The organism is Variovorax sp. 01T432 (assembly GCF_056398605.1).
The window spans coordinates 26726-39392 of the sequence record NZ_JBFTPS010000018.1 but is presented as its reverse complement, the minus strand read 5'-3'; the positions used below and the strand labels follow the sequence as shown (position 1 = coordinate 39392).

At 65.7% G+C, this 12667-nt stretch carries 12 protein-coding genes and 1 pseudogene; 6 read left to right on the top strand and 7 right to left on the bottom strand.

Annotated elements, in window-relative coordinates; translation table 11 throughout:
* Nucleotides 1-9 precede the first annotated feature (9 nt).
* From AC1DNF_RS15710 to AC1DNF_RS15700, 3 genes and pseudogenes are all read right to left on the bottom strand, one after another.
* Nucleotides 10-1080, bottom strand: a pseudogene (locus tag AC1DNF_RS15710) (amidohydrolase).
* A 20-nt stretch (nt 1081-1100) separates the two neighbouring features.
* Entirely contained in the window at nt 1101-2603 is a 1503-nt protein-coding gene (locus tag AC1DNF_RS15705; protein WP_478149534.1) for a M81 family metallopeptidase, read from the bottom strand.
* A 28-nt stretch (nt 2604-2631) separates the two neighbouring features.
* Entirely contained in the window at nt 2632-3195 is a 564-nt protein-coding gene (locus tag AC1DNF_RS15700; protein ID WP_478149533.1) for a peroxiredoxin, read from the bottom strand.
* Between the two features lie 113 nt (nt 3196-3308).
* Here AC1DNF_RS15700 and AC1DNF_RS15695 point away from each other — a divergent pair, with 113 nt between their 5' ends.
* From AC1DNF_RS15695 to AC1DNF_RS15680, 4 genes are all read left to right on the top strand, one after another.
* Nucleotides 3309-4886 (top strand): phospholipase D-like domain-containing protein, encoded by a 1578-nt coding sequence (locus AC1DNF_RS15695; RefSeq protein ID WP_478149532.1) that lies wholly within the window; start codon nt 3309-3311, stop codon nt 4884-4886.
* Nucleotides 4887-4968: 82 nt separating this feature from the next.
* Complete coding sequence (locus tag AC1DNF_RS15690; protein WP_478149531.1) at nt 4969-5331, top strand: hypothetical protein; 363 nt, start codon at nt 4969-4971, stop codon at nt 5329-5331.
* Entirely contained in the window at nt 5318-5551 is a 234-nt protein-coding gene (locus AC1DNF_RS15685; protein WP_478149530.1) for a hypothetical protein, read from the top strand. The genes AC1DNF_RS15690 and AC1DNF_RS15685 overlap by 14 nt, the downstream gene beginning before the upstream one ends.
* Nucleotides 5552-5771: 220 nt before the next feature.
* Nucleotides 5772-6359, top strand: a complete 588-nt coding sequence (locus tag AC1DNF_RS15680; protein ID WP_478149529.1) for a hypothetical protein — start codon at nt 5772-5774, stop codon at nt 6357-6359.
* A gap of 425 nt (nt 6360-6784) precedes the next feature.
* Here the strand turns inward: AC1DNF_RS15680 and AC1DNF_RS15675 are convergent, their stop codons facing one another.
* Nucleotides 6785-8986, bottom strand: coding sequence for a sodium-translocating pyrophosphatase (locus tag AC1DNF_RS15675; protein WP_478149528.1), 2202 nt, complete (start codon nt 8984-8986; stop codon nt 6785-6787).
* Nucleotides 8987-9244: 258 nt separating this feature from the next.
* Here AC1DNF_RS15675 and ppa point away from each other — a divergent pair, with 258 nt between their 5' ends.
* On the top strand, nt 9245-9772 hold the full coding sequence (ppa, locus tag AC1DNF_RS15670) for an inorganic diphosphatase (RefSeq protein ID WP_162567842.1): 528 nt from the start codon (nt 9245-9247) through the stop codon (nt 9770-9772).
* 13 nt (nt 9773-9785) lie between these two features.
* Here ppa and AC1DNF_RS15665 read toward each other — a convergent pair whose 3' ends face one another.
* Nucleotides 9786-10118 (bottom strand): hypothetical protein, encoded by a 333-nt coding sequence (locus tag AC1DNF_RS15665; RefSeq protein WP_478149527.1) that lies wholly within the window; start codon nt 10116-10118, stop codon nt 9786-9788.
* Between AC1DNF_RS15665 and AC1DNF_RS15660 the strand changes: the two genes are divergently transcribed.
* Nucleotides 10117-10299, top strand: coding sequence for a hypothetical protein (locus tag AC1DNF_RS15660; RefSeq protein WP_478149526.1), 183 nt, complete (start codon nt 10117-10119; stop codon nt 10297-10299). The two genes, AC1DNF_RS15665 and AC1DNF_RS15660, sit on opposite strands and share 2 nt — an antisense overlap.
* 235 nt (nt 10300-10534) lie before the next feature.
* Here AC1DNF_RS15660 and AC1DNF_RS15655 read toward each other — a convergent pair whose 3' ends face one another.
* Together AC1DNF_RS15655 and AC1DNF_RS15650 are read right to left on the bottom strand one after the other, a co-directional pair.
* The gene (locus AC1DNF_RS15655) at nt 10535-11710 is read right to left on the bottom strand and encodes a GNAT family N-acetyltransferase (protein WP_478149525.1); all 1176 of its coding nucleotides are present in this window, start codon (nt 11708-11710) and stop codon (nt 10535-10537) included.
* Nucleotides 11711-11721: 11 nt separating this feature from the next.
* On the bottom strand, nt 11722-12657 hold the full coding sequence (locus tag AC1DNF_RS15650) for a DMT family transporter (RefSeq protein ID WP_478149524.1): 936 nt from the start codon (nt 12655-12657) through the stop codon (nt 11722-11724).
* Nucleotides 12658-12667 lie beyond the last annotated feature (10 nt).

Genomic DNA, 12667 nt, shown 5'->3' with positions numbered 1-12667 from the left:
GAGGAGGTCTCAGAGAAGGTAGTTCTCTGCCAGGCAGGCCCAGTAGGCCGCGCCGATGGGCAGGTTGCTGTCGTTGAAATCGTAACCGGGGTTGTGGACGCCGCAGGCGCCGTGCGAACCCGGCGCGCCATTGCCGATGAAGAGAGCAGCCGGGCCGCTTCTCCAGCATGAAGGCGAAGTCCTCGCTGCCCGTGACGGCGGCGCCTTGTGGCACGACGTGGTCGGGGCCGACGAGCTCGCAGGCGATGCGGCGCGCAAACTCGGTTTCCTCCGGCGTGTTGACCAGCACCGCATAGCCTTTGCGGTAGTCGATGTCCGCCCGCACGCCGAAGCTTTCGGCCTGCGCCGTGACGATGGCCTTGAGCCGCTTCTCCAGCAGCGCGCGCATGTCGCGGTTGAGCGAGCGGACGCTGATTTCCATCACGGCGGTTTCCGGGATCACGTTGTTGGCCTTGCCCGAGTGGATGGCGCCGACGGTGACGATGGCCATCTCCTGTGGGTCGGCATTGCGCGACACGATGGTCTGCAGCGCGAGGACGATGCTGGAGGCCGCCACGATCGGGTCGGCCGCGCGGTGGGGCATGGCGCCATGGCCGCCGGTGCCGGTCAACGTGACGGTGGCGTAGTCGGACGAGGCCATGGCCGCGCCGTCGCGGAAGGTCAGTTGGCCCTGCGGCTGTCCGGGCATGTTGTGCATCGCGTAGCTTGTTCGGCCAGGTACCTGGCCGCGCCGAGCAGCATGGCGGTGTGGCCGTCGTGCCCGCAGGCATGCATGATGCCGGGGCGTCCGCTGCGGTAGGCGAGGCCGGGTTTCTCGTCGATCGGCAGGGCGTCCATGTCGGCGCGGATGCCGATGGCGCGGGTGCCGCTGCCGCGGCGCAGGCGCCCGACAAGCCCGGTGACGCCGAGCCCGCGCTCGACTTCATAGCCCCAGGCGGTGAGGCGCTCGGCCACCAGGTCGCTGGTGCCGAATTCCTCGAAACCCAGCTCGGGGTTCCGATGGATCTGCTGTCGCACGGTCACGAATTCGGCGGCGTGCTTCTTCATGTAGGCGAGATAGTGCTGTGCGCTCTTGGGCATGGTTCTTGGGGTTGGGGGAATCAGGGGCGCAGCGCCATCGTCGCGGGCAGCCGCGTCCACGGCAGGTCCGACGGGTCGGCGGCCATCGGACCGGGCGCCTTGGCGATCAGGATCCGGCTGGCGATCGGTGCGAAGTCGGCACGGAAATGCACGGAGCTCTTGTTGACCAGCACCTTCATGGCCTCGGGCTCGATGCCCAGGAAGCGGAACAGTTCGCGGTCCAGCATCTGGCTCTTTCCGCTGGCAACGGCAATGAGCACGCCTTCGATTTCGAGGCAGGCGCTGGGGCCGACGGATACATCGCTGCCGTACGTCATCGGCCCCTTGAGCGCGACCACGCCGTCGCTGAGCGCGCGCACGGTGAACTGGCCCTTGACCGGCGCGTCGCTGCGCTGCCCGCCCCAGGTGGGCACCTCGGTGCCGAGCGAAATCTCGATGCGGCCGCCGACACCGGCCGCGTGGGCGGCGGCGGCCGCGGCGGGGTCGTACATGAGGCCCAGGGCCACGCGTCCGGGATATCGGACGCCCGCGCGCTCGGCGAGCAGCGCGTGCAGCATGCCGGAGGTGTTGCTGTCGGCGCCCGCGCCGGGGTTGTCCTGCGTGTCGGCGATGACCACGGGCTTGTCCGCGCCCTCGGCGAGCGACAGCGCCTGGGCCACGGCGGCGCGAGGCAGGAGCAGGTCGAGGCGCCATTGCGCGCGAGGCTGGTCGATGCGCGCGAACAGCGCCGCGACCGCGGCCTCGGCGTCGTCGCCATAGCCCCAGACCACCGGCCCGCACTCCGCGATGTCGGCCGCCGGAAATCCGGTGGTGAAGCTCAGCACCGCGCCATGTTTCGCGTCGAGATCGCGCAGCAACCGGTAGACCGAGGCGCCGGGTTCGGTCATGGTGGACTGCACATTGAGCGGCAGCAGGAACGCCAGGCGCCGCACATGCAATGGCTCACGTGACCCGCGTGCCAGGCGGCGCGCCAGCAAGCCGGCCGCGCGCCTGCCGGTGTCGGCGGTGTCCACGTGCGGGTAGGTGCGAAAGGCCACCAGCGCATCGGCCTCGGCCAGCATGCGCTGCGTGATGTTGCCGTGCAGGTCGAGGCTGGCGACGATGGGCACCGCCGGACCGACCATCGCCCGGATGCGGGCGAGGAGTTCGCCCTCGGGGTCGTCCAGGTGTTCGGTGACTGCCGCGCCGTGCAGGTCGAGGTAGACGGCACCGAGGCCGCCCGCGGCGAGCGCATGGGCCAGGTCTTCGGTGATCGCGGCGCAGATGCGTTCGAAGGCGTCCTCGGTCACATGGGCCGAGGGTGTGGCCCCGGCCCACGCGGAGGGCACCAGTTCCCAGCCGCGTTCGCGCGCCGCGTCGATGAACCCGCCGATGGGGATGTTCTGGCCGGCATAGGCGTCGATGATGTCCGGCCCGCGCCGATAGGGTGGGTAGCTTTCGCCCAGGTGGAATGCGGCCCAGTCGGCCTTGGTGGGGGCGAAGGTGTTGGTCTCGTGCTGAAAACCGGCGATGAAGACTTTCATTGATTCCCTGGCGTCGCAACGCACGCGGTCAGCGGGATGCGGTGGCCTTGGGCAACGCGCGGATCGCGTTCAGCATGCGCTCCACGTGCTTGTCCGGATTCAGGTTCTGATAGTAGTAGGCGACCCTGCCGTTGGGCGAGATCACGTAGGACAGGCGGTTGGCAAAATCGGGCCGCGTCTGCATCAGCGCGTCGAAACCGTTGATCACCGTCTTCGTTTCATCTGAAGCCACCGGGAAGCGGCTCTGGCAGGATTTGACCGAGAACTTGGTGAGGGTGTCGATGTCGTCCGCCGAAACGCCGATCACGCTGGCGCCCAGGGTGGTGAAGCTGTCGATGGCTTCGGCAAAGGCATGGGCCTCGATGGAGCAGTCGCTGCTGTCGGCCGCGGGAAAGAAGTACACGACCACGGGGCCCTTGGCGAGGGCGTCGGCGAGCGAGTACTTGAAGACCTTGCCGCCGAGGGCGGCATCGGCGACGAATCTGGGCACGGCGTCGCCGATGTCCAACGCGGCGAGCGCCGGCGGGGCGACGAGTGCAAGGAAGGCGGCACAGGCAAATGGAGTCAGGCGAGAGGCGAACGGGAGCATCATGATGCAACTCCAGGGTGAGACGATTCGAATTCTAGAACCGGGGCCCGCGCCGCGCCGTCCTGAAACCGGCGCGGTCTTTCGGACGTACCAACGCCAATGAACAGGAGTAGAGCATGAGCACCGCATGGACCCGTTGGCTGCGCGCCGCGCTGCTGGTCGCGTTGGCCGTCCTGCTGGGCGCCTGCGGCTCGCTGCCGCCGGCTCGCGAGCGTCCGGCCGAGCATGCGGCAGCACCGGATCCCTCCACGCCGCTCGCGAAGATCGTCGCCGCGTCGACGCCGCCCGGAGAACATTCGGGTTTCCGGCTGATGCCGCTGGGCGTCTATTCGCTGGACGCGCGCGTCCAGCTCGCGCAGCGCGCGAAGCAATCGCTGGTCGTCCAGTACTACCAGTTCGAGAACGACGCGACCGGGCGCCTGCTGATGCGCGCATTGCGCGAGGCCGCGGGCCGCGGCGTGAAGGTGCGCGTGCTCGTGGACGATCTCTACACCGCGAAAAGCCAGCAGGCGCTGCTCGCGCTGTCCGAGGTTCCCAACGTGGAGGTACGCCTCTTCAATCCCTTCTGCTGCGGGCGCAACGGCTTCATCTCGCGTTTCCTCGCCTCGCCGCAGGAGATCGGTCGGCTCAACCACCGCATGCACAACAAGCTGTTCATCGCCGACGGCGTGATGGCAGTGGTCGGCGGGCGCAACATCGCCGACGAGTACTTCGTACTGAGCCAGGCGCAGAACTTCATCGATATGGATGCGGTCGTGGTCGGCAAGGTGGTTCCGCGTCTCGAGTCGATCTTCGACAGTTACTGGAACAGCGAGGAAGCCTGGCCGATCGCGGACATCGTGCAAGGCGAGGGCGGGCGCAGACCCACGGCCCAGGATTTCGACAACTGGATCGGCATGACCGCGCCGGCGCCAACGATCAATCTTCCGTCGGTCGACATCCTGGGCTATGGCCCGATCGCCGAGGAACTCGATGGCGGCGAGATGGGCCTTCTATGGGGTGAGGCACAGGCCATTGCCGATCCGCCGAGCAAGCCCATGTACATGACGCCGGAGGAAGCCCTGGCCACCAGCGTGACAATGAAAGTGTGGGGCCTGTTGCTCGATGCAAAGACCGAGGTGGACATGACCTCGCCCTACCTCGTGCCGGGCGAGCGGGGCATGGAGGCCTTCGAGGATCTCGCCAGGCGCAAGGTCAAGCTGACGCTCCTGACCAATTCGCTGGCCGCCAATGACGAGCCCCTGGTGCACGCCGGCTATGCGCGCTACCGGCACCGGCTGCTCGCCAGCGGCGCGGACCTCTATGAGCTGAGCCCGGAGCGCACCACGGCCAGCCAGCGCTTCGGCAGTTTCGGCAAGTCGCTCGGGCGCCTGCACGCCAAGACCGCCGCCATCGACAGGCGCCGCATCTTCATCGGCTCGATGAACCTCGACCCGCGCTCGGCGACGCAGAACACCGAGATGGGCGTGGTGGTCGACAGCCCGCAGCTGGCGCGCGAGATGCTGCGCGTGATCAATGTCAGCAAGGTCCAGAATTCGTACCGGCTGCGGCTGGACAAGGAGACCGACAGGCTGCAATGGCTGACCAACGATGGCGAGAAGGAGATGATCCTGACCTCCGAGCCCGAGGCGAGCTTCTTCCAGCGCTTCTACAACGCGTTGATCGCGCCGATCTTTCCCGAAATGCTGCTTTAGTGTCGCGGATAAGACAGGGGTCTGTCTGAGTTGGCGAAAGGAGGCGGTCGCCTACACTTGTTTTTCTGCGACGATGCCCCAGATGGAAGCCATGAACGAAACCAAGACTTCGGTACCCAAGACCGACCTGGCAGTGACGCACGTGCTCGCGCAGCTCCTCGAGCGGCTCGAACACAGCGCCGTCCCAGTGGGCGCCGAGCAATACCGTTCGGTCGTGATGCACCTCGTGGAGGAATTCCGCGACGTGGAGCAGGGCGCGCAGCTCGGCCAGCTGCTGGATGCTTATCCGGCGGCCTCTGAGGTGTACGAAAACCTGAACTACCAGCACGCGGGTCTGTGCCGCACCGCGCTGGACACTTCGCTTTCTGCCGAGATCGCGGCCAAGAAGGCGATCGAGCGCGCCATGCGCCCTGCCACCCCGGACGCCGCCAATGAGCAAGAGTGAAGTCAAGACCGCCGTCGTCGCCGACGGCCTGCGCTACAAGGCGAAGGCGCCGGGCTCGCCCTTCCGCGCCTCCGCGTCCTTCAGCGGCGCGACGATGTCCTGCTTCATGTGCGGCAAGCACCGTGTGCGCTCGCAGATGCGGACGCGGCAGCTGCTCGGAAAGTCGCAGACGGTCTGTGCGCCCTCGTGCAAGGCGCTCGACGAATTGGTGGATTCCTGATTCGCCGCTGAAGCCGCGCTGAAGGTCCTCGCGGAGGGCCAAGTGAGTACTTTGAACCTGCTATCAAAGGCTCCGAATTCGATCTACAGTTAGACACAATTGACGCAGATACTTGCTCAATACCAAAGTTCTAATTACGGTCGAATTAAATGATCCCGACTCAATCTATTGCCTTCCATCGGTTGGGGCTGCGTTCGTTGCACGCGAAAGGATGGGCCCTGTGAGTCAACCCCGTCACGTCATCATGCAGGTGGTCAAGCGCTCCGGCGGCGCGACGCACCATGTCGAATTCACCATGGATGACAACTTTGCCGAACGGCTGCGGCAACTGCGATCGCTCGTCCCACCTCTCAACACGCTGAACAAGCAGCGCGATCTTGTCATCGACAAGGTCCGCGTGCGTCTGCCTACCGCCACATGGCGCTGCGGCGGCGATCTGGACAGCCAGGTCGAGGGCTCCTGCATCGTGATCGCTTCCGAGGGCTACTTCAACTGCGGCGGAAGGGACAAGAAGACCAAGGAAAAACTGGTCACCTACACATTTCCGATCGGGCGCCTGATCGAGTTGCACCTGGAGCGCCCCGCTGGAGAGACCTTCTACATCCGCGACGGCATCTTCACCAACGACGAACCGGCCGATTCGGCCTCCGGCCGCTGGGTGGCATCGCTGCATGAGATGGACGTCCCGCGGGCTCCCGAGGAAGCCGTTCGCATACCGGATGCGCCATCCGACTTCGACACGCTGCAGGGCGTGCCGCTGCGCAGCGAGCAGGGTGCGCTGCCCGGTCGCGGCATCGGCCTGAACTGAGCGTGTATCGGCGCACCGCCTCGATGCGCTGATCGCAGGCGCGATAGCGCCGGATGTGGCTGCGTCGCAACGCCGGTGGGACTTCGTTCACGTTTTCAGTCAAATGTCGAGCGGCACGCCACGGCGTTCGCGAGCCCTGTCTCCGCGCCGTGACGTTCCTGCCGCTTCTGGAGAATCGGCTGGGACAATCACCGCCTGGCATCGGATATTGACGAATTGAGGCGGCACTTGCGAATGCCGAATCAATTGCGCTCCTTGTAGAAATCAATAAGGCAATTCCACTGGGCGGGCTTCGTGCCGTCCAATGCACTGACATTCAGCGAGCGCGTGCGCGCTCGCGAGTCGGAGTCCGCGGTGTCGAGTCGCCGTGAATCACGGTCGCGGTCGACCCCGACCGGGATTCGGCGCGCTCATTGCTGAGCAATTCACTTGACCGCGCCGTTCGCACTCTTGGTCGAGGTGTCCGTGCTGTCCGAAGCTGCCGGAGCGACCGGCGCAGCCCTTGCAGGAGCGCTCACAGCCGCGGGTGCCACGGCCGGCGCCGCCATGGCGCCCGCATCGCCCGAGTGGAACTTGACCACCAGCGGCACGATGAGCAGCGCCACGATGTTGATGATCTTGATCAACGGGTTCACGGCGGGGCCGGCCGTGTCCTTGTAGGGGTCGCCGACGGTATCGCCGGTGACGGCCGCCTTGTGCGCCTCCGAGCCCTTGCCGCCGTGGTGGCCGTCCTCGATGTACTTCTTGGCGTTGTCCCAGGCGCCGCCGCCGGTGCACATGGAGATCGCCACGAAGAGACCGGTGACGATCGTGCCCATCAACAGGCCGCCGAGCGCCTTGGGGCCCAGCAACAGGCCGACCAGGATTGGAACCACCACTGGCAGCAGCGAGGGAATCATCATTTCCTTGATCGCCGCGCCGGTCAGCATGCTCACGGCACGACCGTACTCGGGCTTGCCGGTACCTTCCATGATGCCTGGGATCTCGCGGAACTGGCGCCGCACCTCCTCGACCACCGACCCGGCCGCGCGGCCCACAGCCTCCATCGCCATGGCACCGAAGAGGTAGGGGATCAGGCCTCCGATGAAGAGGCCCACGATCACCATCGGGTCGCTCAGGTTGAAGCTGATGGCCAGGCCGAAGCTCTCCAGCTTGTGGGTGTAGTCGGCGAAGAGGACCAGCGCCGCGAGTCCGGCAGAACCGATGGCATAGCCCTTGGTCACCGCCTTGGTGGTGTTGCCCACGGCGTCCAGAGGGTCGGTGACGGCGCGCACGCTGGCCGGCAGGTCCGACATCTCGGCGATGCCGCCGGCGTTGTCGGTGATGGGGCCATAGGCATCGAGCGCGACGACGATGCCCGCCATGCTCAACATGGCCGTGGCGGCCACCGCGATGCCGTAGAGGCCCGCCAGCGTGTACGAAGCCAGGATCGCGATGCAGACGCAGATCACGGGCCCGGCGGTGGAGCGCATGGAAACGCCCAGGCCCGCGATGATGTTGGTGCCGTGACCGGTGGTCGATGCCTGTGCGATGTGCCGCACCGGCGAATACTGCGTGCCGGTATAGAACTCGGTGATCCACACCAGTGCCGCGGTCAGTGCAAGGCCAACGAAACAGGCACCGAAGAGCTTCAGCTGGCTGCCGGTGGCGGCGATCGCGTTGTCGGGGATGAGCCACTGCGTGACGAACCAGAACGCGATCAGCGACAGGATGCCCGCCACCGCGAGGCCCTTGTAGAGCGCCGGCATCACGTTGACCATGCCCGGCGAGGCCTTGACAAAGAAGCAGCCGATGATGGACGCGATGATCGACACCGCGCCCAGCGCCAGCGGGTAGAGCACCGCGTTGACCGGCGCGGCGCTCACCATCAGCGCGCCCAGCACCATGGTCGCGATGAGCGTCACGGCGTAGGTCTCGAACAAGTCGGCCGCCATGCCGGCGCAGTCGCCCACGTTGTCGCCCACGTTGTCGGCGATTACCGCCGGATTGCGGGGGTCATCCTCCGGAATTCCGGCCTCGACCTTTCCCACCAGGTCGGCGCCGACGTCGGCGCCCTTGGTGAAGATGCCGCCGCCCAGCCGCGCGAAGATCGAGATCAGCGAGGAGCCGAAGGCGAAACCGATCAGCGGGTTGAGGAGGGTGGCGAGGCTCTTGTCCGGCGTGAGGTTGCCGTTGCCAACCAGGAACCAGTAGAAGACCGAGACCCCGAGCAGGCCCAGCCCCACCACCAGCATGCCGGTGATGGCGCCGCCGCGAAAGGCGACGTCGAGTGCCGGCCCGATGCCTTGCGTGGCGGCCTGCGCGGTGCGCACGTTGGCGCGCACCGAGACGTTCATGCCGATGAAGCCGCAGGCGCCCGAGAGCACCGCCCCCACCACGAAGCCGACGGCCGTGGTCGCGTCGAGGAAGAGTCCGATCAGAATTGCGAGCACGACGCCGACGATGGCGATGGTGCGGTACTGCTTCGCGAGATAGGCCGCGGCGCCGGTCTGGATCGCGGCCGCGATCTCCTGCATTCGGGCATTGCCCGGGTCTTTCGAAAGAATCCAACTGCGCGCCCAGGCCCCATATCCCACGGCGATGAGGCCGCAGACTATGGCGAGGACGAGAGGGGTGTTGCCAGTCATGCCTTGCTTCTCCATTCAGTTCGTTTTGACTTGTGGAGACGAAAGCACGGGCCCCTGCGCGCAACGCGTACGGGTCAGTGCTTCCGCCGCGTTGCTTCCTCGAAGCCCCTCGCCTTGAAAGAAAAGCAGGGGCCGATTGGCCAACGCGGCCAATTTACAGGCAAAAGGCGCGTTTCGTGCGACCGTACCGTGACACGGAAAGTAAACTTCGGGTTTGTCCTCATCCCGCCAAGACTTTCAAACCACTCAAGACCCACCATGTCCCTCGGCCAAGTTTCCCCCGGAAAAGACGCTCCCGAAGCCTTCAACGTCGTCATCGAGATTCCGATGAACGCCGACCCGATCAAGTACGAAGTCGACAAGGAGTCGGGCGCGATCTTCGTCGACCGCTTCATGACGACCGCGATGCACTATCCGACCAACTATGGCTATGTGCCACAGACGCTGTCGGGCGATGGCGACCCGGTCGATGTGCTGGTGATCACACCGTGGGCGCTGGTGCCGGGCGTGGTCGTGCCGTGCCGGCCGATCGGCATCCTCATGATGGAGGATGAAGCCGGCGTCGATGGCAAGGTGCTGGCCGTGCCGACCGACAAGGTGCTGCCGATCTACAGCCACTGGAAGAAGGTGGAGGACGTGAACCCGATGCGCCTGAAAGCCATCACGCATTTCTTCGAGCACTACAAGGATCTGGAGGCCGGCAAGTGGGTCAAGGTGCTGGGCTGGGAAGGGATCGATGCCGCCAAGAAGGAAATCCTGGACGGTATCGCCAACTTCAAGAAGTAAGGAGCGCTGCCGCCTACTTCTTGCCGGCAGCCTTTCGTTCTCCGTCCGATGACCAGTCCGCGCGCACCCAGTAGAACTCCTTCCTTGCCTGCTGGGGGCTGACGCGCAGGGTGCGCGTCACCGCGGCCTGGATCTCGCCGTCCGCGGTGCAATAGAGCGGCTCTCCTTCCAGCGTGGCCCGGTGCGCTTCGAGCAGGGACCGCAACGGCACCTCGACGCTTTCGCGCGCCGGGAACGTCGAACGGATCACGACCAGTTCCCGCGTCGCGAACAAGCGGGTCTTTTGAAAGCGGTCATCGTCGATGACCGCTTCGCCTCTGCTTGTCCAGGTGGCCTCGATCTCCATGGCCATCATGACCGCGTCCGGCGAGCGCATGCCGCGCAAGGACGCGCTTCCGGCCGCGCTGAGGCATGAGCACAAATGCGGCGTGAGCTCGAAATGGACGGATCCGCGCGCCTGGGTTTCGGACTTCGCCACCTCGAAGGTCACGCTCCGCGGCGCGCTGAGGGCAGCCGCAATCTCGTGAGCCCGCCTGGCGCGTCGTCGAGCCTGGACATGCGCCACTGCGGCGAAACCCGCCATGGGCGCGGTTGCGGCGACGATCTTGATCGCAAGGAGACCCTCGTCTGAGAACATCATGAGACTTCGCCTGAGGGTTTTGGGGCTGCCATGTTGAGGATATCGGCAGGCATTCCAGAAACTTTAGGCCTACCTTGCAGCCGCCGGCACCCGATGTTCCGGATGCCCTTGCATCAGATTGCTCATGCGGAATGGCGGAAGGGGCTGCGCTCGCCGAGATGATCCATGTAGTTCTCGATGCCCTCTCCCTCACGCTCCAGGAAGCGCTCCACCGCGTCGGCGAATGCGGGATGGGCCAGCCAGTGCGCGCTGGTGGTCTTGACCGGCATCAGCGCGCGCGCCATCTTGTGTTCGCCCTGTGCGCCGCCTTCGAAGCGCTGCACGCCGTGCTCGATGCACCATTGCAGAGGCTGGTAGTAGCAGGCTTCGAAGTGCAGGCAGTCCACGCGCTCGAGCGCGCCCCAATAGCGGCCGTAGGCGACGAGCGGGCTTTCCGAGTTGTCCGCGCCCGTCAGGCCCGCGGACAGGGCGATGAGGCTGGCCGCGATCGGCCTGCCTTCGCGCTGCGCAACGAAGAGCAGCCAGGCCTCGGGCATATGGACTGCCATGCGGCGGAAGAAGTCGCGGCTCAGGTAAGGCGGGTTGCCGTGCTCGCGGTAGGTGCGTGCGTAGCAGCGATAGAAGAAATCCCAGTCGGCCTCGCTGATGTCGGACCCACGCGAGCACCGGAAGCTCACGCCGGATTCGTGGACCTTGCGGCGCTCCTGGCGGATCTTCTTGCGCTTGTCGTGCGACAGGCTGGCGAGGAACGCATCGAAATCCGTCCAGCCGCTGTTCATCCAGTGGAATTGCACGGTGTTGCGCAGCATGAGGCCAGCGTCCGCGCACGCTGAAATATCTTCATCCGCGCCAAACAGCAGATGCAGCGACGATAGTTCTTCCCCCTTGCACCACGCGATCAGCGCGCGCACCAGCGTCGCGCGGCTTTCGGCATCGCGCGCAAGAAGGCGTGTGCCCGGCACCGGGGTGAAGGGCACCGCGACCAGCGCCTTCGGGTAGTAGGCAAGGCCGTGCTGCTGGTACGCGTTGGCCCACGCCCAATCGAAGACGTATTCGCCGTAGGAATGATCCTTGACGTAGAGCGGGCATGCCGCGATGAGCTCTTTCCCGCGCCACAGCGTGATGAAGCGAGCCGTCCAGCCGCTCGCGGGAGAAGCGCTGGCGCTCTCCTGCATCGCGTTCAGGTAGGCGTGGCGCATGAAAGGCGACGGTGCCGCCTGGCAGGCCAGCAGGGCGTCCCAGGCCTTCGCGTCGATGTCCGACGGCGCGTCGTGAATGCGAATGACAGGTGGGGTCAAGAGGGGTCTCGTCAACGCTTGCGGGCGCCGAGGTTTTCGGCGATGTAGATGCCACCCAGTACCAGGGCCAGCGCCACTGCGTGGTATGCCGACAGAGGCTCGCCAAGGACGATGACGGCCAGCAACGGCCCGAAGATCGGAACCAGATTGAGGAACACGCCAGCCCGGTCGGGGCCGATCAGGGCGACTGCGTGGATAAATGTGAGCTGTGAAATGAAGGAGGGCAGCAGTCCGATGAACAGCACCAGCAACCATCCGGTGGTGGTCGGCATCAGGAAATCGCCCATGGCGATCTCCGCGGCGAGCAGAGGCAGCGAGACGATGCAGGCCACCGCAGCCGTGGCCGCGAAGAAGACGATCGCCGGGACCGCGGGCCGCCTGCGCAAGTTGAGCGCATAGCCCGCATAGAGCACCGAGGCAATGATGATCCACACGTCGCCGATGTTGAATGCGAGCTGCGCCAGCACCGCCAACTGCCCGCGCGAGGCCACGACGGCGATGCCCGCGAGCGTCAACGCCACGCCGAGGACCTGCAGCCTGCTGATGCGAGAGGCAAAGAAGAAGAAGCTGCCGACAAGAACCAGCACCGGAATCGTGCCCTGGATGATCGCGATGTTGATCGCTGTCGTGTGATGGGCGGCCGCGTAGAAGAGGGCGTTGAAGCCGGTGAATCCGAGCGTGCCCATGAGCACGATGGACTTCCACGAGGGCAGCAGGCTGCGCCAGTGCTCGGCGATGGGCTGGCGCGAGGTGAGGCCCAGCGCAACGCAGCAGACACCCCAGCGCGAGAAAGTCAGCATCATCGGCGATACCTCGCCGACCGCCAGGCGGGCCGCGACCGCGTTCGCGCCCCAGACCAGTGTCGTGAACACCAGCAGCAGATAGGCCTGGCTGGCGGGTCGCGGAATGACGGAGTCGAAGAAGCTGGAAAGAGAACCTGTACGCATCGCCTGGCGA

Excerpts from the sequence above, each read along its gene's own strand:
- AC1DNF_RS15705 (WP_478149534.1), bottom strand. The coding sequence starts at position 2,603 with ATGAAAGTCTTCATCGCCGGTTTTCAGCACGAGACCAACACCTTCGCC.
- AC1DNF_RS15700 (WP_478149533.1), bottom strand. The coding sequence starts at position 3,195 with ATGATGCTCCCGTTCGCCTCTCGCCTGACTCCATTTGCCTGTGCCGCC.
- AC1DNF_RS15695 (WP_478149532.1), top strand. The coding sequence starts at position 3,309 with ATGAGCACCGCATGGACCCGTTGGCTGCGCGCCGCGCTGCTGGTCGCG.
- AC1DNF_RS15690 (WP_478149531.1), top strand. The coding sequence starts at position 4,969 with ATGGAAGCCATGAACGAAACCAAGACTTCGGTACCCAAGACCGACCTG.
- AC1DNF_RS15685 (WP_478149530.1), top strand. The coding sequence starts at position 5,318 with ATGAGCAAGAGTGAAGTCAAGACCGCCGTCGTCGCCGACGGCCTGCGC.
- AC1DNF_RS15675 (WP_478149528.1), bottom strand. The coding sequence starts at position 8,986 with ATGACTGGCAACACCCCTCTCGTCCTCGCCATAGTCTGCGGCCTCATC.
- ppa (WP_162567842.1), top strand. The coding sequence starts at position 9,245 with ATGTCCCTCGGCCAAGTTTCCCCCGGAAAAGACGCTCCCGAAGCCTTC.
- AC1DNF_RS15660 (WP_478149526.1), top strand. The coding sequence starts at position 10,117 with ATGGCCATCATGACCGCGTCCGGCGAGCGCATGCCGCGCAAGGACGCG.
- AC1DNF_RS15665 (WP_478149527.1), bottom strand. The coding sequence starts at position 10,118 with ATGGAGATCGAGGCCACCTGGACAAGCAGAGGCGAAGCGGTCATCGAC.
- AC1DNF_RS15650 (WP_478149524.1), bottom strand. The coding sequence starts at position 12,657 with ATGCGTACAGGTTCTCTTTCCAGCTTCTTCGACTCCGTCATTCCGCGA.